Annotated in this window: 24 protein-coding genes; 15 read left to right on the forward strand and 9 right to left on the reverse strand. The window is 71.0% G+C overall.

Going from position 1 to position 26,012, the window contains the following annotated elements; all coding sequences use genetic code 11:
- Nucleotides 1-116: 116 nt before the first annotated feature.
- The gene (locus O7610_RS02085) at nt 117-1,805 is read right to left on the reverse strand and encodes an RNA polymerase sigma factor (protein WP_281554073.1); all 1,689 of its coding nucleotides are present in this window, start codon (nt 1,803-1,805) and stop codon (nt 117-119) included.
- A gap of 350 nt (nt 1,806-2,155) precedes the next feature.
- On the opposite strand from O7610_RS02085, the gene O7610_RS02090 reads away from it, so the two are divergent.
- A complete protein-coding gene (locus O7610_RS02090) occupies nt 2,156-2,971 on the forward strand; it encodes an inositol monophosphatase family protein (RefSeq protein ID WP_289212522.1) in 816 nt (271 codons plus the stop codon).
- Nucleotides 2,972-2,983: 12 nt separating this feature from the next.
- Here the strand turns inward: O7610_RS02090 and O7610_RS02095 are convergent, their stop codons facing one another.
- Nucleotides 2,984-3,502 carry a LytR C-terminal domain-containing protein gene (locus O7610_RS02095; RefSeq protein WP_289212523.1) on the reverse strand — a complete coding sequence of 173 codons (519 nt, stop codon included), beginning with the start codon at nt 3,500-3,502 and terminating at the stop codon, nt 2,984-2,986.
- Nucleotides 3,503-3,937: 435 nt separating this feature from the next.
- On the opposite strand from O7610_RS02095, the gene O7610_RS02100 reads away from it, so the two are divergent.
- The gene (locus O7610_RS02100; protein WP_123600728.1) at nt 3,938-4,234 is read left to right on the forward strand and encodes a DUF4193 domain-containing protein; all 297 of its coding nucleotides are present in this window, start codon (nt 3,938-3,940) and stop codon (nt 4,232-4,234) included.
- Nucleotides 4,235-4,329: 95 nt separating this feature from the next.
- Nucleotides 4,330-5,154: a hypothetical protein gene (locus tag O7610_RS02105; protein WP_289212524.1), complete on the forward strand. Its 825-nt coding sequence runs from the start codon at nt 4,330-4,332 to the stop codon at nt 5,152-5,154.
- Between the two features lie 7 nt (nt 5,155-5,161).
- Here the strand turns inward: O7610_RS02105 and O7610_RS02110 are convergent, their stop codons facing one another.
- Nucleotides 5,162-5,719 carry a DUF3093 domain-containing protein gene (locus O7610_RS02110; protein WP_289212525.1) on the reverse strand — a complete coding sequence of 186 codons (558 nt, stop codon included), beginning with the start codon at nt 5,717-5,719 and terminating at the stop codon, nt 5,162-5,164.
- Between the two features lie 95 nt (nt 5,720-5,814).
- Here O7610_RS02110 and dut point away from each other — a divergent pair, with 95 nt between their 5' ends.
- The 4 genes from dut (at nt 5,815) to O7610_RS02130 (ending at nt 8,267) form a co-directional block, all read left to right on the forward strand.
- Entirely contained in the window at nt 5,815-6,312 is a 498-nt protein-coding gene (dut, locus tag O7610_RS02115) for a dUTP diphosphatase (protein WP_281554077.1), read from the forward strand.
- Nucleotides 6,313-6,343: 31 nt separating this feature from the next.
- Nucleotides 6,344-6,982, forward strand: a complete 639-nt coding sequence (locus O7610_RS02120; protein WP_289212526.1) for a DUF3710 domain-containing protein — start codon at nt 6,344-6,346, stop codon at nt 6,980-6,982.
- A gap of 171 nt (nt 6,983-7,153) precedes the next feature.
- Nucleotides 7,154-7,534: an OB-fold nucleic acid binding domain-containing protein gene (locus O7610_RS02125; RefSeq protein ID WP_278168155.1), complete on the forward strand. Its 381-nt coding sequence runs from the start codon at nt 7,154-7,156 to the stop codon at nt 7,532-7,534.
- Between the two features lie 49 nt (nt 7,535-7,583).
- The gene (locus O7610_RS02130; protein WP_281554079.1) at nt 7,584-8,267 is read left to right on the forward strand and encodes a DUF3159 domain-containing protein; all 684 of its coding nucleotides are present in this window, start codon (nt 7,584-7,586) and stop codon (nt 8,265-8,267) included.
- 29 nt (nt 8,268-8,296) lie between these two features.
- Here O7610_RS02130 and O7610_RS02135 read toward each other — a convergent pair whose 3' ends face one another.
- Entirely contained in the window at nt 8,297-9,031 is a 735-nt protein-coding gene (locus O7610_RS02135) for a potassium channel family protein (RefSeq protein WP_281554080.1), read from the reverse strand.
- The gene (locus O7610_RS02140) at nt 9,031-9,696 is read right to left on the reverse strand and encodes a potassium channel family protein (RefSeq protein ID WP_281554081.1); all 666 of its coding nucleotides are present in this window, start codon (nt 9,694-9,696) and stop codon (nt 9,031-9,033) included. The genes O7610_RS02135 and O7610_RS02140 overlap by 1 nt, the downstream gene beginning before the upstream one ends.
- A gap of 174 nt (nt 9,697-9,870) precedes the next feature.
- Between O7610_RS02140 and O7610_RS02145 the strand changes: the two genes are divergently transcribed.
- From O7610_RS02145 to O7610_RS02160, 4 genes are all read left to right on the forward strand, one after another.
- The gene (locus tag O7610_RS02145; RefSeq protein WP_281554082.1) at nt 9,871-11,997 is read left to right on the forward strand and encodes an APC family permease; all 2,127 of its coding nucleotides are present in this window, start codon (nt 9,871-9,873) and stop codon (nt 11,995-11,997) included.
- Nucleotides 11,987-13,309 carry a class I SAM-dependent RNA methyltransferase gene (locus tag O7610_RS02150; RefSeq protein WP_475054794.1) on the forward strand — a complete coding sequence of 441 codons (1,323 nt, stop codon included), beginning with the start codon at nt 11,987-11,989 and terminating at the stop codon, nt 13,307-13,309. Before O7610_RS02145 ends, O7610_RS02150 begins: the two co-directional genes overlap by 11 nt.
- 205 nt (nt 13,310-13,514) lie before the next feature.
- Nucleotides 13,515-15,506 (forward strand): 1-deoxy-D-xylulose-5-phosphate synthase, encoded by a 1,992-nt coding sequence (gene dxs / locus O7610_RS02155; RefSeq protein ID WP_281554083.1) that lies wholly within the window; start codon nt 13,515-13,517, stop codon nt 15,504-15,506.
- A 220-nt stretch (nt 15,507-15,726) separates the two neighbouring features.
- Nucleotides 15,727-15,918 carry a hypothetical protein gene (locus O7610_RS02160; protein WP_289212527.1) on the forward strand — a complete coding sequence of 64 codons (192 nt, stop codon included), beginning with the start codon at nt 15,727-15,729 and terminating at the stop codon, nt 15,916-15,918.
- On the opposite strand, the gene O7610_RS02165 is transcribed toward O7610_RS02160, so the two are convergent.
- A complete protein-coding gene (locus tag O7610_RS02165; RefSeq protein WP_289212528.1) occupies nt 15,910-16,380 on the reverse strand; it encodes an endo-1,4-beta-xylanase in 471 nt (156 codons plus the stop codon). The two genes, O7610_RS02160 and O7610_RS02165, sit on opposite strands and share 9 nt — an antisense overlap.
- Before the next feature lie 770 nt (nt 16,381-17,150).
- On the opposite strand from O7610_RS02165, the gene O7610_RS02170 reads away from it, so the two are divergent.
- The 3 genes from O7610_RS02170 to O7610_RS02180 all read left to right on the forward strand — a co-directional run bounded on the left by O7610_RS02170 (nt 17,151) and on the right by O7610_RS02180 (nt 19,797).
- On the forward strand, nt 17,151-17,837 hold the full coding sequence (locus O7610_RS02170; protein WP_281554084.1) for a response regulator transcription factor: 687 nt from the start codon (nt 17,151-17,153) through the stop codon (nt 17,835-17,837).
- A gap of 74 nt (nt 17,838-17,911) precedes the next feature.
- On the forward strand, nt 17,912-19,081 hold the full coding sequence (locus O7610_RS02175; RefSeq protein ID WP_281555521.1) for a sensor histidine kinase: 1,170 nt from the start codon (nt 17,912-17,914) through the stop codon (nt 19,079-19,081).
- A 413-nt stretch (nt 19,082-19,494) separates the two neighbouring features.
- A complete protein-coding gene (locus O7610_RS02180) occupies nt 19,495-19,797 on the forward strand; it encodes a DUF6342 family protein (RefSeq protein ID WP_281554085.1) in 303 nt (100 codons plus the stop codon).
- Nucleotides 19,798-19,891: 94 nt separating this feature from the next.
- On the opposite strand, the gene O7610_RS02185 is transcribed toward O7610_RS02180, so the two are convergent.
- On the reverse strand, nt 19,892-21,958 hold the full coding sequence (locus O7610_RS02185; protein WP_502959072.1) for a 3-hydroxyacyl-CoA dehydrogenase NAD-binding domain-containing protein: 2,067 nt from the start codon (nt 21,956-21,958) through the stop codon (nt 19,892-19,894).
- On the reverse strand, nt 21,958-23,169 hold the full coding sequence (locus O7610_RS02190; RefSeq protein ID WP_281554086.1) for a thiolase family protein: 1,212 nt from the start codon (nt 23,167-23,169) through the stop codon (nt 21,958-21,960). Before O7610_RS02190 ends, O7610_RS02185 begins: the two co-directional genes overlap by 1 nt.
- 260 nt (nt 23,170-23,429) lie before the next feature.
- On the opposite strand from O7610_RS02190, the gene galE reads away from it, so the two are divergent.
- On the forward strand, nt 23,430-24,431 hold the full coding sequence (gene galE, locus O7610_RS02195; RefSeq protein WP_281554087.1) for a UDP-glucose 4-epimerase GalE: 1,002 nt from the start codon (nt 23,430-23,432) through the stop codon (nt 24,429-24,431).
- Between the two features lie 66 nt (nt 24,432-24,497).
- Here the strand turns inward: galE and O7610_RS02200 are convergent, their stop codons facing one another.
- Nucleotides 24,498-25,820, reverse strand: a complete 1,323-nt coding sequence (locus tag O7610_RS02200; protein WP_502959073.1) for an HRDC domain-containing protein — start codon at nt 25,818-25,820, stop codon at nt 24,498-24,500.
- Nucleotides 25,821-26,012 lie beyond the last annotated feature (192 nt).

Raw genomic sequence — 26,012 nt, forward strand, 5'->3', positions numbered from 1 at the left:
AGTGTGCCGTGAACCAAGGGTGCCACGTCAACGATCACCGCCGGGTAACGCCGTGATGACCTGGGTTTGGTAGACGCCAAGTGACCAAAGTTACACATTGGGTTGTCCTGAACTGGTCAGTCCAAGTAGTCCCGGAGTACCTGCGAACGTGACGGGTGTCGCAACTTGGACATCGTCTTGGACTCGATCTGGCGGATCCGCTCCCGGGTGACCCCGTAGACCTGTCCGATCTCGTCCAGCGTCCGCGGCTGCCCGTCGGTGAGACCGAACCGCAACCTGACCACCCCGGCCTCGCGTTCCGACAGGGTCTGCAGCACCTGCTGCAGCTGGTCCTGCAGCAACGAGAAGGAGACTGCGTCCACCGCTACCACGGCTTCGGAGTCCTCGATGAAGTCACCGAGCTGGCTGTCGCCCTCGTCGCCGATGGTCTGGTCCAGCGAGATGGGCTCCCGGGCGTACTGCTGGATCTCCAGCACCTTTTCCGGTGTGATGTCCATCTCCTTGGCCAGCTCCTCCGGCGTGGGCTCACGGCCCAGGTCCTGCAGCAGCTCGCGTTGGATACGACCCAGCTTGTTGATCACCTCGACCATGTGCACCGGGATCCGGATGGTGCGCGCCTGGTCGGCCATGGCACGGGTGATGGCCTGGCGGATCCACCAGGTCGCGTAGGTGGAGAACTTGTAGCCCTTGGTGTAGTCGAACTTCTCGACGGCGCGGATCAGGCCGAGGTTGCCCTCCTGGATCAGGTCGAGAAAGGCCATCCCCCGACCGGTGTACCGCTTGGCCAGCGAGACGACCAGCCGCAGGTTTGCCTCCAGCAGGTGGTTCTTGGCCCGCTCCCCGTCCCGGGAGATCCAGCCCAGGTCCCGGGTCAGCTGGGTGGGCATCTTCTGGTCGCTCTCGTCGGCGGCCCGCAGCCGCTCCGCCGCGTACAGCCCGGCCTCGATCCGCTTGGCCAGCTCGACTTCCTGCTCGGCGTTGAGCAGCGGCACCTTGCCGATCTGCTTCAGGTACGCCCGGACCGAGTCGGCCGAGGCGGTCAGCTCGGCGTCCCGGCGGGCCTGCTTGAGCGCCTCGGACTCCTCGTCATCCCACTCGAAGTCGTTGTCCCGGGTAGCGTCGGCCTCGGCCGCCTGGGCGAGCTCGGCCGGCTCCTCCACCACGACGTCCTCGATCTCTGCCGCCAGTGTCTCCGGATCGATCTCCTCGTCCGGCGTGTCCGGGTTGCTGCCGTCCTTCGCGGTGGCCTTGCCCGCCTTGGCCGGGGCCTTGCCGGCCGGCGTGGCGCCGGCGGCCTTGGCCGGGGCGGCACCACCGGCTGCCTTGGCGGCCCGGGTCCGGGTGCCCTTCGGCGCGGGCTTCGCGGCGGGCTTGGCCGCCGGCTCCTCGGCCGGGGTGCCGTTCTGCGCTGCGGCCGGCACCGCCGCCGTGGTGGCCTTGCGGGTGGTGGCCTTCTTCGCCGGCACGGCCACGGCCGGGGCCGGCTCGTCGGGACCCGGCGCCTGTTTCGGGGCGGTCGGGGCCCGACGGGTGGTCTTGGCCGTGGTGGCCTTGGACGCCGGGGTGGCGGACCGGGCCGCGGCGACCCGGCGCCGAGTGCTGGCCGAGCCGTCCACCACGACCGTGACGCCGGCGTCGGCGAGCGCGCGGAGAATCTTCTTGGCTTGGGCCGGAGTCACTTCGGCGGACTCAACCGTCCGTGCGACCTCGGCCGACGTTAGCTGACCACCGGCCTGTTCGGCATGGGCGATCAGGGTGTCGGTTAGCGAGCGTACGTCGGCGCCGGTGTGGCGGAGTTCTGTCACGAATGACCTTCCGGAGGCGATGAACGAGCACGGCCGGACCGGCCACCGCAGCGCGGAGCGACGTGCCGGTTGTGATTGTGTCCCCCCGCGACCGCTCCACCGGCCGGACCGGCTGACCGTGACACGAGGGCAGGCGTGAATTGTAACGCCGTTTGTGGGGATCATCCCGCCACGCGCGAGCCAGCCGCCGGTCGGGGGCCACCGACATGGGACGAACGTGGACTTTGACAGGATGTTACCCCTGCCGTACGGGTGATTGTCGTTGACCACCCGGCCGAGGTGGCCACCGGTCCCCGGCCACCCTGGCGAAGGCGGCGGAGAACCGGGCGTACGGCGAAGAAGGGGAGACGATGGCGGAGCGGACACCCGAACCGGACCACCTGTTGGAGATCGCGGTCGACGTCGCGCGGGCGGCGGCGCGCACCGCGGCCGAGATGCGCCGGGCCGGGGTCTCCGGGCTGGCCACCAAGAGCACCGCGACCGACGTGGTGACCGCCGCGGACCGGGCGGTCGAACGTCAGGCCGTCGCGGCCCTGCGCGAGCGGCGCCCGACCGACTCCGTGCTGGGCGAGGAGTACGGCGACTCCGCTCCGTCCGGGTCGGCCCGGGTGCGCTGGATCCTCGACCCGATCGACGGCACGGTGAACTACCTGTACGGGCTGCCGAACTACGCCGTGTCGCTCGCCGCAGAGGTCGACGGCCAGGTGGTCGCGGGAGTGGTGCGCAACGCGGCCACCGGGGCCGAATGGACCGCCGTGCGGGGCGGTGGTGCCTACCGCGACGGGCGACGGCTGGCCGGCTCCGATCAGTCGGAGCTGGCCCAGGCCCTGGTCGCCACCGGGTTCGGCTACGACTCGGCGCGCCGGGTGCACCAGGCGCAGGTGCTCGTCGGCCTGATGCCGCATGTGCGGGACATCCGCCGGTTCGGCGCGGCGGCGATCGACCTGTGCCTGGCCGCCGAGGGCCAGGTCGACGCGTACTTCGAGAAGGGCCTCAACCCCTGGGACCAGGCGGCGGGGGGACTGGTGGCGGCGGAAGCGGGCCTGCTGGTCGCCGGACTGGCCGGGGCACCGGCCGGACCGCAGATGGTGGTGGCCGCTCCACCGGCGTTGTTCCCGGCGCTGGAGGGGCACCTGAACCGGCTGGACGCCGCCGGCGGGCCGTGAGGGCAGGGTCGGTCAGTCCTCGGGCGCGGCGCAGGTCTGTGGCGGCAGCACCGGCTTGCCCAGCGCCGCCAGCGACTGGTTCACCTCGGTGGTGGTCGCCAGTTGCCGGAACGCGTTGCCAATGACCACGTCCACGATGTCGTCCTCGCGGGCCGGGTCGTACTCGGTCCTGGCCTGGTCGAGGAAGTACGCGCGCATCAGGTGGGCCGAGCCGACCGCCTCGGGGCCGTACCGCAGCACGGCCACGTCGTCGATCCGCCGACCCTCCGGGTCGTTGGCCGCCTCCTCGATCTGGAAGTTGCGGTTGCTCAGATCGTCGGCGATGTTGGTGGCGAGCCCGCTGGTGTCGGTCGCATTGTAGACATTGAGCCGGACGTCCTTGGCCTCCCGCAGTTGTACGTCGGCCAGTGCCCAGCCGTCCGGGCAGGTGGTCGCGGTGGCCTCGCCCCCCTGGCTGTCGCGGACCATCGCGACGATGACGAAGACCAGGGCGAACATGACAAGTCCGCCGATGACAACGAGCGCTCGCACGCGCGCAAAGCTCATGGATCTGGCCCCCTGCGAGGTGTGGCGGTGCCGGGTGTCGGCCCGCCGCACCGGTGAGTACCGAGTATGCCCGCCGAGGTTAGCGGTTGTCCGGACGGCACGGTAAACAGCTCGCCGTCCGGCCGGCGTGCCGGCGCCGATCGGCCGGCGGGTACCCCTATCTTCGTGTCGCCTGAGTCACACTGGGAACAACTTCCGGTGTCTGGGCGTACATCAGTCCCACAAGGGCGGTATACATGCGTCGGCCAGAGAGGGGTAAGGTACCGCGCTCGCGGGGGGAGTTTCCTGCGGCAACCGCAAAACGGCGCAAAACGGTACGTTTCGCCGGGATGCGGTCTCATCAGGGCCCGCACGGGAACCGAAATACCGTCGTCCGGCGTTATCACCGGAAGCGACTGAACGATACGGGAGAGTGAACCGATGGCCACCGACTACGACGCTCCGCGTCGCGACGAGGTCGACCTCGGCGAGGACAGCCTGGAGGAGCTCAAGGCACGGCGCGTCGACTCACAGTCGGGCGCCGTCGATGTGGACGAAGCCGAGGTGGCCGAGAGCTTCGAGCTGCCCGGTGCCGACCTGGCGGACGAGGAACTGACGGTGAAGGTGCTGCCGATGCAGTCGGACGAGTTCCGCTGCGCGCGCTGCTTCCTGGTCCACCACCGCAGTCAACTCGCCGTCGAGCGCAACAACGAGCTGATCTGTCGCGAGTGCACCTGACGACACACCGGGGGAAGAGGGGGACACGCGGCGACCTCGACACGAGGTCGCCGCAGTCGCCGTGACCGTGTCCGGCCGCCGGCCCTGGAGGCAGCATGACCGATCCTGACCGCTCCGCGCAGGACGGCGACCGGGCCGGGACCGACCGGTTCGCCGCCACAGTGGCCGAACTGACCGGGGACGCGACCCCGCCGGTCGACCGGCGACGCCTGCTCGGGCGGCTCGTCGAACAACTGCGTCGGCGCGGCGTGACCGAGCTGTTCAAGCCGGCGGCGGCGGGCCGGTGGCTGGTCCAGGCGGTGGCCGACGTCGCCCCGTACCTCCCGGTCCGCGATCTGGCCACGTTGCGCCAGCACCATCCGGGCCTCGACGACGAGGAGCTGGCCGAGCGGCTGATCCGCAACGCCAGCCGGGTCAGCGCCGGGATCGGCGCGGCGGGTGGCGGCGTCTCGGCGGTCCAGTGGACCGTCACCCCGACCCTGCTGTCCGCGCCGGTACTGCTGGCGGCCGAGACGGTCGCCGTCGTGGCCGTGGAGCTCAAGCTGGTCGGCGAGCTGCACCAGGTGTACGGCGTACCGGTGCCCGGTACCGGCACGGAGCGTGCCGTCAACATGATCCACGCCTGGGCCAACCAGCGGGGCGTCAACCCGATGGTGCCCGGTGTCGGAGTGGGCGCGGTGCTCGGCACCGCCGCCCGTCGCGAGCTGGGCGAGCTCCTGCTTCGCCGATTCGGCCGCAACCTCACCACCCTCGGCCCGTTCCTGACCGGCGCGGCGGTGGCCAGCTATCTCAACCGTCGGGCGACCCGGGCACTCGCCGACCGCGTCCGCGCCGACCTGGGTAGCCAGCGGCGGGCGCTCGGTCTGATGCATCCGCCGGCCCCACCGGCGATCGGCGGTGTGCGCCCACAGCCCGAATGATCCGGCCTCAGCGTGCCGGCGGCTCGCCGGTGGCGCCGCCAGCCGTCGGGCGGTCACCGGTCGGGCCGGCTGCCTGGCCCTGCCGGGCGGCGCGGATCTCGCCGGCCAACCGGACCGGGTCCCGGGTGCTCACCACCCAGTACGGCGTGGGGTCCGCCGGATCGTTCAGCACGACCTGTACGGCGCCGGCGATCCACGGCCGTTGGATGACGAACGCCAGCGGATCGGCGCCTACTCCGAGCAGTTCCCGGCGGCCGTCGCCGTCCAGGGCGACGACCTCGGCGACGTACCGCAGGGGCAGTCGGGCATCGTCGACCTGGAGCTCGTCCGAGGTGACCCGGATCGGGATTCGACCCAGCCACCACAGGCCGGCGGCGGTCGACGGCAGCAGCACGCTGAACGGCAGCCAGGCCCGGACCCCGGAGGTGCCCATCCAGACCTCGGCGGCAAGGAAGGCGGCGAGCGCCGATCCGCCCACCCAGAGCCACCACGGCAGGCGGAGTCGCTCCCGGTAGTGCACCACGGCCCGGTACGGTGTGTCGGGTTCGGCGGAAGCGGATGCCACGTCGTCCGAGGGTACGGGTTCAGCAGCGGGGTGTGTTCGGCGGCCTGTGGTGCGCGGGAGTCGTCCCGGTCGGCGGTGGCGGAGAGGTGGGGTTCATGTCTGACACGGTGCGGGTGGCGGTGTGTCGGCTCGATCCGGGTCTGCCGGTGCCGGGCTACGCCCATCCCGACGACGCCGGGGCTGACCTGTTCGCCGCCGAGGACGCCGAGTTGGCTCCCGGCGCGCGGGCACTGGTGCGTACCGGGGTGGCGGTCGCACTGCCGGCCGGGTACGTCGGGCTGGTCCACCCCCGCTCCGGCCTCGCCGCGCGGCTGGGCGTCACCGTGCTGAACGCCCCCGGTACGGTCGACGCGGGCTACCGCGGTGAGATCCTGGTGAACCTGATCAACCACGATCCGTCCCGGCCGGCCCGGATATGCCGAGGTGACCGGATAGCCCAACTTGTGATACAACGCGTCGAAACAGCAGAGTTCTCTGTCGTCGACGAGCTGCCCGACTCGGCGCGAGGTTCCGCCGGACACGGCTCGACCGGCGGCCATGCCGGCCTGTCCGTCGTGGTCCAGCCGACCCCGGCCGAACCAGCAGCCCGCTGACCAGCGACAGCGCATACGGAAGGTTGGCATCGTGGTCTTCTCCCGCGGCCGCGGGCGCGGCCGGCACGCCCAGGACGGACTCGTCGGTCCCGAGACCGACGACCTGGCGCCAGGCAACCCCACGCAGGGCCCGTACGACGTGACCGAGGCCCCGACCGGCGTCCGCCGGCTCGACCTGGGCAGCCTGCAGATCCCCGCGATCGAAGGGGTGGAGGTCCGGGTCCAGGCCAACCCGGACGGGGCGATCCAGCAGGTGGTGCTCGCCAACCGGGGCAGTGCGCTGCAGCTCGGGGTCTTCGCCGCACCGCGTACCGAGGGCATCTGGGACGAGGTGCGCGTCGAGATCACCGAGTCGCTGCGCCGCGACGGGGCGACCGTCCGGGAAGCCGTCGGCGAGTACGGACCTGAGCTGCTGGCCCAGGTGCGTACTCCGGACGGCGGCACCGACCTGCGGTTCGTCGGCATCGACGGACCACGCTGGATGGTGCGGGCGCTGTTCCAGGGCCCGGCCGCCGTGGACCCGGCGGCCGCCGCGACGCTGACCGAGGTGCTGCACGGTCTGGTAGTCGACCGCGGCCAGGAGGCCAAGCCGGTACGCGAACCGTTGCCGCTGCGACTGCCCCGCGAGCTCGCCGAGCAGGCGCGGCAGTCGCCGCCGGCCACGCCGTAGCGCGCCGCCGCCCCCGCCGCCCGCCGTGGCGGCACCGGCGGGCCGGGCCCACCGATCGGCCGGGCGCACCGGCCAGTTGGCCGGTGCCGGTCGCGGCGTACCCTGGTGGAGCGGTCCGCGCCCGACGTGGATCCGCGCCGCACCGGCGACGCCGAGGAGGGGCAGACGGTCATGGCGATCGATGAACGCCGTCCGTCGCTGCGCCGGTTCCTGCGCCGGCTCGCCGCCACCGAAGCCGAGCTTGACGCCGAACAGCTACAGCGGGAGAGCGCCGAGTGCGGAGCTACCCCCGCCGGGCAGTGTCACCGCGGCGAGGTTGTCTCGGTCTCCGGTCGGCTCCGTACGGTGGTCTACTGCCCTCGGACCAACCTGCCGAGCCTGGAGGCCGACCTCTACGACGGTAGCGACGTCGTCACCCTGGTCTGGCTGGGCCGGCGACGGATCGCCGGTATCGAACCAGGCCGCCAGCTCACCGCCCGCGGCCGGGTCGCGGTCCGCGACGACCGTAAGGTGATCTACAACCCGCACTACGAGTTGGAATCCCCCCGGTGAGCCGGCCGGTCCCGTCCGGCGCCGCCACCGACGAAGGAAGGCGGTGCCGATGACCTCTGGACAGCACCCCCCGGCAGCCGGCAATGACGACGAGGAACGCCTGCCGAGCATCACCGAGCAGATGGCCGAGCAGCTCGGCGGCTGGCGCGGGCTCGTCGAGTCGAGCGTGCCGATCGCCGTCTTCGTTGTCTGCAACGTCATCTGGGAACTGTCGGTGGCGCTGATCGCCGCGGTGAGTGTCGCGGTCGGTATCGCGGTGGTCCGGCTGCTGCAGCGTCGTCCGATCCGGCACGCGGTCAACGGGCTGTTCGGCATCGGCATCGGTGCCCTGCTCGCCTGGCGGACCGGCGAGGAACGCGACTTCTACCTGCCCGGCATCCTGTACGGCATCGGCTACGGACTGGCTCTGCTCGGCTCGGTGGTGATCCGCCAGCCGCTGGTCGGCTGGATCTGGTCGGTGCTCGCGGCAGGCGGCCGCTCCGAGTGGCGCGCCGACCCCGTGCTGATCCGCACCTTCAACCGGCTGACCGTGCTCTGGGGCGTCGTCTGGCTGCTCAAGGTCGGTGTACAGGCCGGCTTCTACGTCGCGTCGATGGAGACCGCGCTGGGCGTCTCCCGGCTGCTGCTCGGCTATCCGCCGTACGCGGTGCTGCTGGCGATCACCATCTGGGTCGTCCGTCGGGTCAACCGTGAGCGCCACGGCGCCGGACCGGTGCTGGCCGCCTCGAACTGACAGCCGCCCGTCCGCTGGCCGGCCGGGGTTCAGTCCTGCGGTGGCGGTTGCTCGTTGCGGACCGGCGCTGGCGGCTGCTCGCCGCGCCGGGTGCGGGCCACGCTGTCCGCCCCGAGGACGACCGCTCGGACGTCGTCCTCCACCTCAGCGGTGCAGACGAAGACGAGTTCGTCACCGGGTTCGAGCGGGTCGTCCGGGCCGGGGGTCAGTACCCGCTTGCCCCGGACGATCGCCACCAGGGCGGAGTCGCGGGGCAGCGGCACGGTGCGCACGGCGTGCCCGACGTACGGGGCGTCGGTCGGCAGGGTGATCTCCACCAGGTTCGCCTCACCCTGGCGGAAGGTCATCAGTCGGACCAGGTCGCCGACCGTCACCGCCTCCTCGACCAGTGCCGCCATCACCCGTGGCTTGCTGACCGCCACGTCGACGCCCCACTGCTCGGTGAACAGCCACTCGTTCTCGGCCCGGTTCACCCGTGCCACCACCCGGAGGACGCTGAACTCCGTCTTGGCCAGCAGCGAGACCACCAGGTTCACCTTGTCGTCCCCGGTGGCCGCGACGACCACGTCGTACGTGCTCAGCTCGACGTCCTCCAGGCTGGCCACCTCGCATGCGTCGGCCAACACCCAGTCGGCCTCCGGCACCCGGTCCGGCAGGAACAGCGCGGGATTACGTTCGATGAGGGTCACCTGATGGCCGTTGCCGATCAGTTCCTGGGCGATGGAGCGGCCGACGTTGCCGGCACCCGCGATGGCCACCCGCATCACCGCGCTCCTTCCGGCAGGCTGCCGGCGGTCAACGTGACGGCGTCGGCAATGTCGTCGGTGACCAGCATGAAGACCTGGTCACCTTCCTGCAGCACGGTGGACGGGGTCGGCAGCGTGCCGATTCCGAACCGCATCAGGTAGGCCGCCCGGGTGCCGGCCGCCCGCTCCAGCGCCTGCAGCGGCCGCCCGATCCACTCCCGGTGCAGCGGCACCTCGACGATCGACACCGTGCTGGTCGGGTCCCGGAAGATCTCCACGTGCCCTTCGGGGACCAGGTGCCGCAGCATCCGGTCGGCGGTCCACCGTACGGTCGCCACCGTCGGGATGCCGAGCCGTTCGTAGACCTCGGCCCGCCGCTGGTCGTAGATGCGGGCGGCGACCCGGGACACGCCGAACGTCTCGCGGGCCAGCCGGGCCGAGATGATGTTGGAGTTGTCGCCACTGGAGACGGCGGCGAAGGCGTCGGCCTGCTCGATCCCGGCCGACTGCAGCACGTCGCGGTCGTAGCCGGAGCCGGTGACCCGGGTGCCGGCGAAGTCGTTGGGCAGCCGACGGAACGCGTTGGCGTCCTTGTCGATCACCGCGACCGAGTGGCCGCGGTCCTCCAGGTTGTGTGCCAGGGTCGAGCCGACCCGGCCGCAACCCATGATCACGACGTGCACCTGGGCCCTCCCGCAGGGCGATCCGTCGAACGCGTGCCGGAGCGGACCCACGTTCACCTGCCAGCCTGCCACGCGGCGGCCGGATGACGCGCCGACCGTACCGTGCCGGCGGGCAGGCCGCGTGATCAGCCACCCGGATTCGTCGGGAGCCGGACGGCCGTACCCTTAGCGCTTGTGGCCAGTCCGACCTCCCTGATCAAACGGCTGCTGCTGGGCCGGCCGTTCCGGTCCGACCGGCTCCAGCACACCCTGCTGCCCAAGCGGGTGGCGCTGCCGGTCTTCTCGTCCGACGCGCTCTCCTCGGTGGCGTACGCGCCGGACGAGATCCTGCTGACCCTGTCCATCGCCGGGGCGGCCGCGTTCGTCTACTCGCCGTGGGTCACTCTGGCGGTGGCGGTGGTGATGGTCACGGTGGTGGCCAGCTACCGGCAGAACGTGCACGCCTACCCGTCCGGTGGCGGCGACTACGAGGTGGCCAGCGTCAACCTCGGTCCTCGGTTCGGCGTCGGGGTGGCCAGCGCCCTGCTGATCGACTACGTACTGACCGTCGCCGTCTCGGTCGCCTCCGGGGTGGCCAACCTCGGCTCGGTGCTGCCGTTCGTGGCCGAGCACAAGGTGCCGGTGGCGGTGGCGGCCATCGTGGCGCTCACCGCCCTCAACCTGCGCGGGGTGCGGGAGTCCGGGCGGATGTTCGCCGTACCGACGTACGGCTTCGTCATCGTGATCACCGCGGTGATCGCCACCGGCCTGATCCGGATCTTCATCCTCGGGCACGACCTGCGCGCGCCCAGCGCGGACCTGGTCATCGCCGCCGAGTGGGTCGACCTGACCGGCTTCGCGATGGCGTTCCTGCTGCTGCGGGCCTTCTCGTCGGGCTGCGCGGCGTTGACCGGGGTGGAGGCGATCTCCAACGGCGTGCCGGCGTTTCGCCCACCGAAGAGCCGCAACGCCGCCACCACCCTGGTGCTGCTCGGCGCGCTGTCGGTGGCCATGATCGCCGGGATCATCTGGCTGGCCCAGCTCACCGGGCTGCAGTTCGTGGAGAACCCGGCGCTGCAGATCGAGTCCGGCCCGGACGGCTACGTGCAGAAGACGGTGGTGGCCCAGCTGGCCGAGACCGTCTTCGGCTCCGGTGTGCTGCTCTTCGTCGCCGCCGGGGTGACCGCGCTGATCCTGTTCCTCGCCGCGAACACCGCGTTCAGCGGATTCCCGGTGCTCGGCTCGATCCTCGCCCAGGACCGGTACCTGCCCCGCCAGCTGCACACCCGGGGCGACCGGCTGGCGTTCAGCAACGGCATCCTGTTCCTCGCCGGCTTCGCGATCGTGCTGACCGTGGTGCTTCAGGCCGAGGTGACCCGGCTGATCCAGCTCTACATCGTCGGGGTGTTCGTCTCGTTCACCCTGTCCCAGGCCGGCATGCTGCGGCACTGGAACCGGCGACTGCGTACCGAGCGGGACCCGGCGGTACGCCGTCGGATGCACCGGGCGCGGGCGATCAACGGGTTCGGCATGACGCTGACCGGCGCCGTCCTGGTCGTCGTGCTGGTCACCAAGTTCGCCCTCGGCGCGTGGATCGCGATCGCCGCGATGGCCGGCGTGTACGCGCTGATGCTGGGCATCCGCCGGCACTACGACACGGTGGCCCGGGAACTCACCCCGGCCGAGGGCCGGCCGGTGCTGCCCGCCCGCAACCACGCCGTGGTGCTGGTCAGCAAGGTCCACCTGCCGACGCTGCGGGCGGTCGCGTACGCCCAGGCCACCCGCCCGGACTCGCTGGCCGCGCTCACCGTACGGGTGGACGACGCGGACACCCGCGCGGTGCAGGCCGAGTGGGACCGCCGCGAGCTGCCGGTGCCGCTGACCGTGGTCGACTCGCCGTACCGGGAGATCACCCGGCCGATCATCGACTACGTCAAGTCGGTGCGTCGCGACGCGCCACGCGACGTGGTCACCGTGTTCATCCCCGAGTACGTGGTCGGCCACTGGTGGGAGAACCTGCTGCACAACCAGAGCGCGCTTCGGCTGAAGGGCCGGCTGCTGTTCGAACCGGGGGTGATGGTGACCAGCGTCCCATGGCAGTTGGCGTCGAGCGTCGGCCGGGACCTGAGCCGGTACGACGAGGCGCTCAGCCGCGGTCCGGCGCGTGGTCCGCGCCCGATGCCCACTGATCCGATCGACCCGGTCGACCCGGACGATCTGGCTGTCGCGTCCGATTCGGCCGGGCCGACGGTGCCGGCGGATCCGGCGGGGTCGGGCGGCCAACGGCCGGCGTCGGAGGGGCAGGTACGCGGTGACCGGTGACACCGGAAATTCCGCACGGGCCGACCTGGCGGAAGGCGACCGGACGACGGTACGGGTGGGCACCGTGGCACACGGCGGCCACTGCGTCGCCCGGGTCGACGGCCAGGTGGTCTTCGTCCGGCACGCCCTGCCGGGCGAACTGGTCACCGTCGAGATCACCGAGACGCACCGGGGCTACCTGCGCGGTGACGCGGTGACCGTGCACGAACCGGCTCCGGACCGGGTCGAGCCACCCTGCCGGTACGCCGGCCCCGGCCGCTGCGGCGGCTGCGACCTGCAGCACGTCACCGTGGCCGGTCAGCTGGCCTGGAAGGAGGCGGTGGTCCGGGAGCAACTGCTGCGACTCGGTGGGCTGACCGGGGCCGAGGTCGACGGGTTGGCGCCGCAGGTCCGGCCGCTGCCGGGCGGACCGCTCGGCTGGCGGACCCGGGTGCGCTACACCGTCGACGCCGCAGACCGGGCCGGCCTGCTCAAGCACCGGTCACACGAGGTGGTGCCGGTGGACCGTTGCCTGATCGCCCACCCGGCCGTGCAGGCGGCGCCGGTGGTGCCGGCCGCCGGACGTCGGTGGCCGGGTGTCGACGCGGTCGAGGTGGTCGCCTCGGCCGCCGGCGAGGTCGTCGTCACCCCGGTCGGCGGGTCGGCACCCCGGTCGGCGGGGACGTCCGGCGCTGGGTCCGGTGCGCAGTCGGACCTGCCCGGCGCGGTGTCCGATGCGCTACCCGGTTCGGTGACGCAGGTCACTGAGTCCGCCGCCGGCCGCCACTGGCGGCTGCCGGCCGGGGCGTTCTGGCAGGTGCATCCGGCGGCCGCCGACACCCTGATCACCTCGGTGCTGGACCTGCTGCGTCCCCGTCCCGGCGAGTCGGCGTGGGACCTGTACGGCGGTGCTGGTCTGTTCGCCGCCGCGGTGGCCGGCCGGACCGGGCCGCACGGGCGGGTCACGATGGTCGAATCGTCGTCCGCCGGGGTGGCTGCGGCCCGACTCAACCTGGCCGACCTGCCCCGGATCGAGGTGGTCGCGGCCCGGGTGGAGACGGCGCTGACCCGCCGCCGGATCACCGGACCGGTCGACCTGGTGGTGCTCGATCCGCCCCGGGCCGGTGCGGGCGCCCGCGTGGTCGCCGGGATCGCAGCGGCCACCCGGCGGGCCATCGCCTACGTTGCCTGCGACCCGGCCGCGCTCGCCCGGGACGTGCGTACCTTCCGCGACCTCGGCTGGTCGCTGACGGCGTTGCACGGCTACGACTGCTTCCCGATGACCCGGCACGTCGAGTGCGTCGCCCTGCTCACCCCGGCCGCCGGTCGATGACCCCGGTCGGACGGACCCGCGGGCAGGCCGCACATCGGCCCGCCAGCAGGCCGCACGTCGACCGGTCGGCGGCGCTGCGCAGCGGCGCGATCCCGATAGACTCTGCGGTCATGGGCGGACGCCGTACGCGGGCCGGAGCGTACGCCGCCGCCGGGTAGCCGCCCAGCGCCGCACATCGGCGCGCGCCGGGCAGTTGGGAGCGAAATTGAGCCAGGTAGAGGCAGGATCCGACGGCCGATTGCTGGCCACCGTCCGCACACCTCAGGACGTCAAGCGGCTCTCCGCCGACGAGCTGGCGGTGCTGTCCGCCGAGATCCGTGACTTCCTGGTCGCCAAGGTGTCCCGCACCGGCGGGCACCTGGGACCCAACCTCGGTGTGGTGGAGTTGACCATCGCCATGCACCGGGTCTTCGACTCACCTCGGGACCGGTTCCTGTTCGACACCGGTCACCAGGCGTACGTGCACAAGATCCTGACCGGCCGGCAGGCCGCCTTCGACCAGCTCCGCCAACGAGGTGGCCTGTCCGGCTATCCGAGCCAGGCCGAGAGCGAGCACGACCTGATCGAGAACTCGCACGCCTCCACCGCACTGTCCTATGCGGATGGTCTGGCCAAGGCGTACGCGTTGCGCGGCGAGGCGCGCAGCGTGGTCGCCGTCGTCGGTGACGGGGCGTTGACCGGCGGCATGTGCTGGGAGGCGCTCAACAACATAGCCGGTGCCCGCAACCCGCTGGTCATCGTGGTCAACGACAACGGCCGGTCGTACGCGCCGACCATCGGTGGTCTGGCCGACCACCTGGCGGCCCTACGGCTGAACCCCGGCTACGAGAAGGTCCTCGACCTGGTCAAGGACACCCTCGGCGCCACCCCGATGGTCGGCCGGCCGATGTACGAGGTGCTGCACGCGGTCAAGAAGGGCATCAAGGACGCGGTCGCGCCGCAGACCATGTTCGAGGACCTCGGCATCAAGTACGTCGGCCCGATCGACGGCCACGACCTGGCCGCCGTCGAGTCGGCGTTGCAGCGGGCCAAGGGCTTCGGCGGGCCGGTGATCGTGCACGTGGTGACCCGAAAGGGGTACGGCTACCGGCCGGCCGAGGAGGACGAGGCCGACTGCCTGCACGGTCCGAGCAGCGCTTTCGATGTGGAGACCGGCAAGCTGCTGGCCGCGCCGGCGGTGAAGTGGACCCACGTCTTCGCCGACGAGCTGGTGGCGGTCGCCGACGAGCGGCCCGACGTCGTCGGGATCACCGCGGCGATGGCCGAGCCGACCGGCATCGCGTCGCTGGCCCGCAAGTACCCGCACCGGGTGTACGACGTCGGTATCGCCGAGCAGCACGCCACCACCTCGGCCGCCGGCCTGGCGATGGGCGGGCTGCACCCGGTGGTCGCGGTCTACGCGACGTTCCTCAACCGGGCGTTCGACCAGGTGCTGCTGGACGTGGCGATGCACCGGTTGCCGGTGACCTTCGTGCTGGACCGGGCCGGGGTGACCGGCCCGGACGGGCCCAGCCACTACGGCATCTGGGACATGTCGGTCTTCGGGGTGGTGCCAGGGCTGCGGATCGCCGCCCCCCGGGACGCGGCGACTCTGCGTGAGGAGCTGCGCGAGGCGGTGGCGGTCGACGACGGCCCGACCCTGGTGCGCTTCCCGACCGGTTCGGTCGCCGCCGACCTGCCGGCGGTGCGTCGGGTCGGGGGGGTGGACGTGCTGGTCGAGTCCGACCGGCGCGACGTGCTGCTGATCGCCGTCGGCGCGTTCGGACACCTCGGCGTCGACGTGGCGGCCCGGGTCGCCGAGCAGGGCTACGGGGTGACCGTGGTCGACCCGCGCTGGGTCCGTCCAGTCGCCGCCGAGCTGGTCGAGCTCGCCGCCGCACACCGGCTGGTGGTCACCGTCGAGGACGGGGTACGCACCGGCGGTGTCGGGGACGCCGTTGCCAAGGCGCTGCGCGATGCCGATGTGCCGGTGCCGCTGCGTGATCTCGGCGTACCGGCCGACTGGCATCCGCACGGCAGCCGGGCGCAGATCCTTGCCGATCTGCGGCTGACCGCGCAGGACGTGGCGCGCGACGTGACCGGCTGGATTTCCGGGCTGGATGATCCGGACAACGACCCGCCGGCCGGCACGGGCTTCGTCGGTGACGTTTCCGGTGACCGGGCCACCACCCGACGTGGTGCCGGCCGGCGCAGCTGAGCGTCGAGTCAGTCGCTCGCGCACCGGTTCCCGCGAGCTCTGCGGACGGCCGTCGTTCGGGGTTGATCCACTCTGCCTCATCGACACGCCGTCGCCGAGTCATCGCAAGCTTTCCGTGTTGCCGAGGTGCGCCGCCGACATCCGGTCCCGGGACTGCAAGGCGGGCCCGGCGTGGTGCCGGGCCCGCCGCGTCGTGGTGTGGTGTGGGTTTCGGTCAGCGTTGGAGGGTGAGGACGCCGGGGCGGTAGGCTACGGCACCGCCGAGCAGGTCCGCGAGCAGCGCCAACGCGCCCTCGACGCCGCCCACGCCGCCCATCCGGACCGGTTCACCCGCCGGCCACGCGCACCACGGCTACCCGACCAGGCCTGGATCAACCAGCCAACCCAGCAGGCACCAACCGTCTCAATTTGACTTGACAACTACCGTTTGGTGCCGGGGTCGGCGGCGCGGGGCGGCGCGGAAGGCGGCTTCGATCCAGTCGTTGCCGGTGCGTTGGAGGTTGGAGTTGCGGCGGGCGCCGGAGTTGCCGTGGTTGAGCATGGCCTGGCGGAGGGCGTTGCCTTCCATCTGTTGCATCCAGCCGGGTTGCTGGGAGTGCCAGGCGAGGGTGTGGCCGCGGACGGCCATGCCGCGGGAGATGGCGTGGTTGACGATCCGGTCGCCGTTGGTGAAGGTGAACTGGTTCTGTTGTGGTTCGGTGGCGTCGAGTTTCAACTCGTTCTCGGCGGTGACGCTGTTGAACTCCCGGTTGAGGATGTTCACGTACGTCGAGTCGCCGAGTTTGTTGGCAGCGACGGCGGTGCCGAAGTAGCGGCCGGACTGGGCGGCGGCCGCCCCCAGGGTGCTTTCGGCCGCGCTGGCGAGATTCGGCATCAACGACACGGTCAGGACTACGACAAGTGCGGCGATGCCGGATGCCCAGAGCGTTCGAAACCGACGTCGGGCAGGACGGGTCTGGGAGATCATGCTGATCCTCCGACAGGGAAGTAGGACAATCTGTCACTCTTCAGGTGAGAGCTGCCCAGCGGCGATGCGTATCCGTGGTCAGCAGGGACGGTTGATGACGCTCAGTTGGAGGGTCGGCCACCCAGGTGGCGACGGAGAGTGTCGATCTCTGTCTGCGTCGGGCACCTGAGCAAGTTGGCGAGTCGGCGCGGGCGTTCGGGCACCTGGTGCTGAGGCGCCAAGTTGATGAATCGGGCATATCGGCATTCTTTATGAACATGTCCTCCAAGAGCAGTTGGTGTTGGCATTAACGCATCGATCGACTCATATCGATATTCAGAAAACTTGCGGTTGGCGAGCGGTAGTTTCCGGCCATGACTGCTCGTGGTCGCGGTGGACGGTCGGCGGCCGTTTGAGGTGGCGGCGGGGTGGCCGGCTCATCTCGCGGCCCTGTTGTCGCCGCTATGTCCCGACCCACCGTCGTCTCGCGGGTCCGATGCGCCTTGACGAACCCACTCGAGTTCCCGGAAATGTTGCGGACAGCTCTTCAATGGTGACCGGTGGGGTCGTGGGTGCCGGTATCGGTGCCCAGCGTCAACGGGGTACGACTCGACTAGTTTGTGATTCCTACCCGCCGCTTCACGCAGGCTTAACGCGGGCCTGCGCAGGGTGGGACCGGACGGGTGAAGGAGGTCGCGGTGCGGGTACTGGTGGTCGAGGACGAGCGCAACCTCGCCGACGCTATCGTCCGTGGGCTGCGTCGACAGGGCATGGCGGTCGACGTGGCGTACGACGGCTCCGCCGGACACGAGATGGCCTTCGTGACCCGCTACGACGTGGTGGTGCTCGACCGCGACCTGCCCGGTGTGCACGGTGACCAGATCTGCGCGGACCTGGTCAGCTCCGGCGCTCTCACCCGGGTGCTGATGCTGACCGCCAGCGGCACCGTCGCCGACCGGGTCGAAGGTCTGCAGTTGGGCGCCGACGACTACCTGCCGAAGCCGTTCGCGTTCACCGAGCTCGTCGCCCGGGTGCAGGCCCTCGGCCGGCGGGCCACCCCGGCGGCCCCGCCAGTGCTGACCGTCGCCGACCTGACCGTCGACCCCGCCCGCCGGCTGGCCACCCGGGACGGCCAGCCGGTCGATCTCACCCGCAAGGAGTTCGGCGTGTTGGAGGAGCTGGTCAAGGCGCGCGGGGCGGTGGTGTCCAGCGAGGAGCTGCTGGAGCGGGTCTGGGACGCCAACACCGATCCGTTCACCACCACCGTACGGGTGACGGTGATGACACTGCGCCGCAAGCTCGGGGAACCCCCGCTTATCGAGACCGTGGTCGGGGCCGGGTACCGCGTGACCGGGCCGGAGCCGCGTGACGAGGCGTACCAGTGAACCGGCTGCCCGGATCTGCTGCCCCGGCGGCGTCGGTGGTGGACCCGAGGCGTCGACGCTGGCCGACGCTGCGCATGCCCCGGCCGACCCTGCGGCTGCGGCTCACTCTGTTCAACGCTGTCCTGCTGGTCGGCTCGCTGGCCGTCTTCGTACTGCTCGCCTGGCTGCTGGTCACCGACGCGCTGCGACCGGCGGACCAGCTCGTGCCGGGGACCACCGTGGTGCTCGCCGACGGTCGCGAGATGGACGCGGCAGCCTGGCAGGACGGGATCGTCGAGCGGGCGTCCCGTGAGCTGCTGGCCAAGGCGCTGGTCGCGCTGCTGGCGATCAGCGTGGTCGGGGTGGTCGGTGCGTACGCCGTCGTCGGCCGGGCGCTGCGTCCGCTGCAGCAGGTGACGTCGACCGCCCGGCGGCTCGGCGAACAGACCCTGGATCAGCGGATCGGCTACTCCGGCACCGGTGACGAGGTGGCTGAGCTCGCCGCGACCTTCGACGACATGCTGGACCGGCTCAGCGCGTCGTTCGAGGCCCAGAAGCGGTTTGTTGCCAACGCCTCCCACGAGCTGCGTACCCCGCTGGCGGTGATGCGCACCGAGATCGACGTGACGATGGCCGACGACACCGCCGACCTGGCCGAGTACAGGCGGATGGCGACGGTGGTCCGGGACGCCTCGGAGCGGGCCAACGGGCTGTTCGACGCGTTGCTGGTGCTGGCCAGCAGCGAGGCGCAGTCCGGGCGGCGGCTGGTCCGTAAGGTGCCCCGGGACCTGGCTGAGGGGGTCTGTGCGGCGTTGTCGGCCGTGCAGGCCGAGACCCGCCGGCTCAAGCTGGACGTCCGTACCGCCCTAGACCCGGCGGTGGTGATCGGCGACCCCAGCCTGCTGGACCGGTTGGCCGGCAATCTGATCGAGAACGCGGTGCGCTACAACCACCTGCACGGTCGGCTGTGGGTGCGGACCGGCAGCCACGGGTCGCACGTCTACCTGCTGGTCGGCAACACCGGCTTCGAGGTGGACCAGGCTGACGTGCCGGGCCTGTTCGAGCCGTTCCGCCGGGGTGGCCGGGAACGGACCGGGGCGCGCGGCTCCGGCCTGGGCCTGTCGATCGTACGGGCGGTGGCCGACGCGCACGGCGGTACGGTGTCCGCCGTGTCCCAACCCGGGGGCGGCCTTGAAGTCACCTTGATGTTGCCCGCTGCTGACACGCCACTGCAGGTGGCCGCCTCACCGGTACGTCGGAACTGACCTGCCGCCGCGCCCTGACCCTGCGGCCCGCTTGCTGAGGCCCGGTGTCAGCAATGTTCACTTCACTCCATCGGTTTGACTTTGGGTTCGATGAATATGTTTTTTCGGAACCGGCCATGTGAATCATCTTCTCGAATTAACATGTGTTGCGGTGCCGGTCAGTCATTTGGGACGAAATGGTCGGTTGGTGGAGTCGGTAGTCGTGGAAATTGCATCGAGGTGAAGATGTTGGTCGGCTTTGCTGACAAATTTTGTGTCTAGCCAAGGCGGTTGGGGCTGTCATACCATTGAATTGGCGCCGGATCGGGTGGGAGAAATGGGTCGCGTCGATGACTGAGGTGTATCGACTCCGATGCGGTTGTCCAGTTGGGTTGACCTACCGGAGAGAATCCGGGCAAACGAAAGGAGATCCGATGCCCGACGTCGATCTTGGACTCGCAACGGATTGGGACGAGGGTGACACTCACGGACGCATCCGGCTCCGGCAGAACCAGGTCTACGAGAGCTCGCCCAAGAAGGACGTCCTGATCAGTTCGCCGGTCAGTATCGAGCTTTCGGTCAACACGAACTACTCGACCTCGCAGGAAGCGGACAAGATCTTCTTCACGACCCATCACGGGAGCCAAAAGAAGATCATTGCGGTTCTCGACTCGGCTGGTAATCTGTACATCGCCGGCCGGGTGATCGAGGGTCAGACGAACTTGTCCTACAAGTAGGTCTGGAATTTGTCCTGCAGGTAGGCAAGCCTCAGGCGGCAAGCGGGATGTCGAGCCGAACTTCGGCCTCGACATCCCGCTCCGTTTTGTCCGGTCAATCGGCTGGGCTGCTGGCCACCCCGGCGGGTAGGAACCGCCGGCCGGTCACCCGCTGCGCGGTGCCGGTCCGGTCCAGGTACGGGGTGATCCCGCCGAGGTGGAACGGCCACCCCGCGCCGAGGATCATGCACAGGTCGATGTCCTGTGGTTCGGCGACCACACCCTCGTCGAGTATCAGCCGGGCCTCCTGCGCCAACGCGTCGAGGGCCCGTTGCCGGACCTGCTCGGCGGTCAACGGCTGCGACCCGACCTCCAACAGCTTGCCGATCTCGGGGTTGATCTCGTCGTCCACCATCAGCGGCAGCCCGGACTCGGCGATCCGCCGCAGGTTGTCGCTGACCGTGAACCGGTCCGGGTACGCGGCGTGCAACGTACCACCGACATGGTGGGCCACCGGCGGGCCGACCAGTTGCAGCAGGGCCAGCGGCCGCATCGGCAGGCCGAGCGGGTCCAGCGCGGCGTCGGCGACCTCCGGCGGCGTGCCGGCGTCCACTGCCGCGAAGATCTCGCCGAGGAACCGGGTGAGCAGCCGATTGACCACGAACGCCGGGGCGTCCGACACCAGCACGCAGGACTTGCGCAGCTGCTTGCCGACGGCGAACGCGGTGGCCAGAGTCGCGTCGTCGGTCCGCTCCCCGCGGACGATCTCCAGCAGGGGCAGGACGGCGACCGGGTTGAAGAAGTGGAAGCCGACCACCCGTTCGGGGTGAGCCAGGTCGGCGGCCATGTCGGAGACGGACAGCGACGAGGTGTTGGTGGCCAGGATCGTCTCGGGGCCGACGATCGCCTCGACCTCGGCCCACACCTGCTTCTTGACCTTGAGGTCCTCGAAGACGGCCTCGATGACGAAATCGGCGTCGGCGAAGGCGCTCTTGTCGACCGACCCGCTCACCTGCGCCAGCAGCTTCGCCGCCGTACCGGTGTCCATCCGGCCCTTGCCGACCTGCTTTTCGATCTCGGAGTGCACGTAGCTCAGTCCGGCGTCCACCCGGGCCTGGTCCAGATCGGTGAGCACCACCGGCACCTGCAGTCGGCGGGCGAACAGCAGCGCCAGCTGGGAAGCCATCAGCCCGGCCCCGACGACGCCGACCTTGGTGACCGGCCGGGCCAGGTCCGCCGAGGGGGCGCCGGCCGGCCGCTTGGCGCGTCGCTGGACCAGGTCGAACGCGTACAGCCCGCTGCGCAGCTCCTCGGACAGGATCAGGTCGGCGAGGGCCTCGTCCTCGGCGGCCGTGCCGTCGGTGAACGGGGTCTCCTTGGCCAGCGCGAGCAGGTCGAGGGCCCGGTAGGCGGCCGGTACCGCGCCGTGCAGCCGCTGGTCGAGCAGCTGGCGGGCGAAGTAGAGCACCCCGTCCCACATGTCCCGGTCGACCTCCGGGCGGTCGACGGTGACCTCGCCGGTGACCACGCCAGCCGCCCACTGCAGGGACCGCTCCAGGAAATCGGCCGGTTCGAGCAGGATGTCGGCGATGCCCATCTCCGCGGCCTGCTTCGGCTTGAGCATCTTGTTCTGGGTCAACGGGTTTTGGATGATCACCTGCGCGGCGGCCGGGATGCCGATCAGGTTCGGCAGCAACTGGGTGCCTCCCCAGCCCGGTACCAGACCGAGGGACACCTCCGGCAGGGCCAGCGGACCGGCTCCGCCGGACAGTGTCCGGTAGTGGCAGTGCAGGGCGAGTTCCAGGCCGCCACCCATCGCGGCACCGTTGACGAACGCGAAGGTCGGCACCGCGCTGTCGCGTAGCCGGGCGAAGATCCGGTGGCCCGTCCGGCCGATCTCCAGCGCCTGCTCACGGTCGACGAGCTGCGGCATCGCGGTGAGGTCGGCGCCGACGCAGAAGACGTACGGCTTGCCGGTGACCGCCACGAAGGCCGGCTCGCCGGCCAGCGCCTCGGTGATCGCCGCGTCCAGGCCGGCCAGCCCGGTCGGCCCGAGGGTGTTGGGTTTGCGGTGGTCCAGGCCGTTGTCCAGGGTGATCAGCGCGGCGGGCCGGTCCAGTCCGGGTACGTTCACCTGCCGGACCAGCGCCCGGGTGACCACCTCGTCGGGGTTGTGCAGCATCAGTTCTCGTCTCCCTGCTGTGCCGGGCCGGTCCAGGCCGGGTTCTCCCAGATGACCGAGCCGCCCATGCCGATGCCGATACACATCGCGGTCAGCCCGTAGCGCACCTCGGGATGTTCGGCGAACTGCCGGGCCAGCTGGGTCATCAGTCGTACGCCGGAGGAGGCCAGCGGGTGCCCGATGGCGATGGCGCCACCCCACGGGTTGACCCGCGGGTCGTCGGCGTCGACGCCGAAGTGGTCGAGGAAGGCCAGCACCTGGACGGCGAAGGCCTCGTTCAGCTCGAACAGGCCGATGTCGTCGATGCCCAGCCCGGCAAGCCGCAGAGCCTTCTCGGTCGCCGGGATCGGGCCGACACCCATCACCTCCGGTTCGACGCCGACGAAGCCGTACGAGACCAGCCGCATCGCCACCGGTAGCCCCAGCTCGCGGGCCACGTCCTCGGCGGCGATCACGCTGGCGGTCGCACCGTCGTTGAGCCCGGCGGCGTTGCCGGCGGTGACCCGCCCGTGCGGCCGGAACGGGGTCTTGAGGGTGGCCAGCTTCTCCAGCGACGTCTCCCGGGGCGCCTCGTCGACGACTGCCAGCCCCCAGCCGGCCTCCGGGTCGCGGACCGCCACCGGGACCAGGTCCGGCTGCAGCTTGCCGTTGGCGTACGCCTTGGCGGTCTTGACCTGGGAGGCGAGGGCAAAGGCGTCGGCGCGCGCCTTGGTGACGCCGGGCATCCGGTCGTGCAGGTTCTCTGCGGTCGCGCCCATGATCAGCGCGGACGGGTCGACCAGCTTCTCGGCGAGGATGCGCGGGTTGGGGTCGACGCCTTCGCCCATCGGATGCCGGCCCATGTGTTCGACGCCGCCGGCGATCGCCACGTCGTAGGCACCCATCGCGATGCCGCCGGCTACCGAGGTGACCGCGGTCATCGCGCCGGCGCACATCCGGTCGATGGCGAAGCCGGGCACCGTCTTGGGTAGCCCGGCCAGCAGCGCGGCGGTGCGACCGATGGTCAGTCCCTGGTCGCCGGTCTGGGTGGTCGCCGCGATGGCTACCTCCTCGACCCGGTCGGGGGGTAGTTGCGGGTTGCGCCGCAGCAGTTCACGGATGCAGCGGATGACGAGGTCGTCGGCGCGGGTGTGGGCGTACATCCCGCCGGCCTTGCCGAACGGGGTGCGGACGCCGTCGACGAAGACGACGTCCCGGACTTCACGCGGCACGATGGGGCCTCCTTGCCGGCCTGGGTACGCGGGGCAGACTTCCATGCTACTTGTCGGTAACAATCGTCGACCGGTGGCCCGGGTGTGGCCCGGGCCACACCCGGGCCACCGGTCGGGGGTCGCCTCCGGCGGAGCGCTCGACCCGGCTCCGGTACCGTGATGTCAATCGTGCGCCACCGCCCGCACCGGACATTCGCGACCCGCCGGACGGGCGACCGACGACCAACCCAGACGGACGACAATCCAACAGAGGAGACACGGTGAAGGTTCTGATCGCCGGAGGCGCGGGCTTCATCGGCAGTACGATCGCCTCCGCATGCCTCGACGACGGCATTGAGCCGGTGGTGCTGGACAATCTGGTCACCGGGCGGATCGAGTTCACCCGCGACCGGATCTTCTACCAGGGCGACATCGCCGACGGTGCCCTGATCGACCGGATCTTCGCCGAACACCCGGACATCAGCGCGGTGGTGCACGCCGCGGCGCTGATCGTAGTGCCCGAATCGGTCGCCGAACCGCTGCGCTACTACCGGGAGAACGTCGCGAAGTCGATCGACTTCATCGACCACGTGGCCCGCAACGGAGCCGAGCGGTACCTGTTCAGCTCCTCTGCGTCGATCTACCGGCCGGGTGAAGACTTCTCCGTCGACGAGTCCTCACCGCTCGAGCCGACCAGTCCGTACGCGCGGACCAAAGCGGTGATGGAGACGCTGCTCGCCGACTGCGCCGCCGCCATGCCGCTGCGGGCGCTGTCGCTGCGCTACTTCAACCCGATCGGCGCCGACCCGCAGCTGCGTACCGGCCTGCAGATCCGCCAGCCCACCCACGTCCTCGGCAAGCTGATCACCGCCGTGCAGACCGGGGCCGAGTTCGCCATCACCGGGGTTGACTGGCCCACCCGCGACGGCTCGGGAATCCGAGACTTCATCCACGTCTGGGACCTGGCCCGGGCACACGTGCAGGCGCTGCGCCACTTCGACGAGATTCTGCCGGTCGGCGCCGACCGGCGCTACGAGGTGCTCAACCTCGGCACCGGCGACGGCACCACGGTGCGTGAGTTCGTCGAGGCCTTCCGCTCCGTGGTCGACCAGCCGCTGCGGGTCCGGGAGACCGGGCCCCGCCCCGGTGACGCCGCCGGCTCGTACACCCGCAGCGTCCGGGCGCGTCGGCTGCTCGACTGGAAGCCCGAGCTGTCCATCGCCGACGGCATCCGGCACTCCCTGGCCTGGTCGGCGCGGCGGGACCAGGTGCTCGACGACTGAGTCCGGCGTCCGGCCGCGTCCACGGCGGCCCTGATCGCGACGCTTCCTGGGACCCGCCGCAGCGGTCTACCGCGGCGGGTCCCGCAGCGCCGCGCTCAGCTCCGCCACGATCAACGACACCTGCCAGGTACGGGCACCGAACCCCTGCAGCGTCGCCGCCACCGACTCGTCGCTGATCTTCTCCGGCGGAGTCCAGGCGAGCCGGCGGACCGAGTCCGGCGCGATCAGGTTCTCCGGCGGTAGCAGGTTCGCCGCGGCCGTCCGGATCACCACTTCCCGGCACCGGGCCAACCGTGCCGCGGCCGCCGGGTCCCGTTCCGCCCAGCGGTGCGGCGGGGGAGGGCCGTCGACCGCAGGCGTGGTCGGCAGGGCGTCGTCGGGCAGGGCGCGGGCGACGTCCAGCGCGTCCAGCCAGATCCGCGCCAAGCGCCGGACCGAGCGGCCGTTGAAACCAGGCAACGCCAGCAGGGCCCGCTCGTCCCGGGGATCGAGTTCGGCCGCCGCGATGATCGCCGAATCCGGCAGCACCCGGCCCGGTGCCGAATCGCGGCGGGCGGCGACGTCGTCCCTGGCCTGCCACAACGCGCGTACCCGGGCCTGGGCCCGCGCTCCGCGTACCCGGTGAATGCCGGAGGTCCGCCGCCACGGCTCCGGCCGTACCCGGGTCGGCTGGCTGCCCCAGGCGACCAGGGCGGCGAACTCCTCGGCAGCCCATTGCTGCTTGCCCTGGCGTTCCAACTCCAGGGCGAGTACGTCCCGCAGCTCGACCAGCAGTTCGACGTCGAGCGCCGCGTAGGTCAGCCACGACTCCGGTAGCGGGCGGGTCGACCAGTCGGCGGCGGAGTGATGCTTCTCCAGCGAGAAGCCGAGCAGTGCCTCGGTCAGCGCGGCCAGCCCCACCCGCTCGTAGCCGGCCAGCCGGGCGGCCAACTCGGTGTCGAACAACCGGCGTGGGCGCAGCCCGACATCGGCCAGGCAGGGCAGATCCTGGCTGGCGGCGTGCAGCACCCATTCGGCATCGGCGATCGCGGCGTCGAGCGTGCCCAGGTCGGGCAGCGGCAGCGGGTCGATCAGCGCGGTACCGGCACCCGCCCGGCGTAGCTGCACCAGATAGGCGCGTTGGGTGTAGCGGTATCCGGAGGCGCGTTCGGCGTCGATGGCGACCGGACCGGAGCCGGCAGCGAATCGGGCAACGGCCTCGGCGAGAGCGTCGTCGTCGGCCACCGGTGCAGGGGTGCCGTCGCGGGGAGCGGTCAGCGCAACGGGCCCGCCGGGCGAGGAGTCGGACCCCACGACATCGGACGCCGGCGGCTGCGCCAGCGGGTGGTGCGGCTCGCTCCCTGCTGGGCGTTGCGCGGTCCGACGGCGCAGGGGGGATTCGTCGGTCACCTGGCAACCCTAGTGCCCGGCCCGGTGCCGGCTGCACAAGGTGTCACCGGCGCGTCGGCTCCGGGCCGGTCGAGTTGACCGGCGACACCCCGGTTATGTGTCCAACGGGTGGCAATCGTGTGATCACCGGGCGAGAGGTGACGACAAACACCGTACTGCCCGGTACGGTCGTATCGCCGCTCAGCGGCAGGT

Origin of the sequence: Solwaraspora sp. WMMA2065 (assembly GCF_030345075.1) — a bacterium.
Classification (GTDB): Bacteria; Actinomycetota; Actinomycetes; order Mycobacteriales; family Micromonosporaceae; genus Micromonospora_E.

Excerpts from the sequence above, each read along its gene's own strand:
- O7610_RS02100 (WP_123600728.1), top strand. The coding sequence starts at position 3,938 with ATGGCCACCGACTACGACGCTCCGCGTCGCGACGAGGTCGACCTCGGC.
- O7610_RS02105 (WP_289212524.1), top strand. The coding sequence starts at position 4,330 with ATGACCGATCCTGACCGCTCCGCGCAGGACGGCGACCGGGCCGGGACC.
- O7610_RS02175 (WP_281555521.1), top strand. The coding sequence starts at position 17,912 with ATGCCCCGGCCGACCCTGCGGCTGCGGCTCACTCTGTTCAACGCTGTC.
- dut (WP_281554077.1), top strand. The coding sequence starts at position 5,815 with ATGTCTGACACGGTGCGGGTGGCGGTGTGTCGGCTCGATCCGGGTCTG.
- O7610_RS02185 (WP_502959072.1), bottom strand. The coding sequence starts at position 21,958 with ATGCTGCACAACCCCGACGAGGTGGTCACCCGGGCGCTGGTCCGGCAG.
- O7610_RS02130 (WP_281554079.1), top strand. The coding sequence starts at position 7,584 with ATGACCTCTGGACAGCACCCCCCGGCAGCCGGCAATGACGACGAGGAA.
- O7610_RS02090 (WP_289212522.1), top strand. The coding sequence starts at position 2,156 with ATGGCGGAGCGGACACCCGAACCGGACCACCTGTTGGAGATCGCGGTC.
- O7610_RS02135 (WP_281554080.1), bottom strand. The coding sequence starts at position 9,031 with ATGCGGGTGGCCATCGCGGGTGCCGGCAACGTCGGCCGCTCCATCGCC.
- O7610_RS02165 (WP_289212528.1), bottom strand. The coding sequence starts at position 16,380 with ATGCCGAATCTCGCCAGCGCGGCCGAAAGCACCCTGGGGGCGGCCGCC.
- O7610_RS02125 (WP_278168155.1), top strand. The coding sequence starts at position 7,154 with ATGGCGATCGATGAACGCCGTCCGTCGCTGCGCCGGTTCCTGCGCCGG.
- O7610_RS02180 (WP_281554085.1), top strand. The coding sequence starts at position 19,495 with ATGCCCGACGTCGATCTTGGACTCGCAACGGATTGGGACGAGGGTGAC.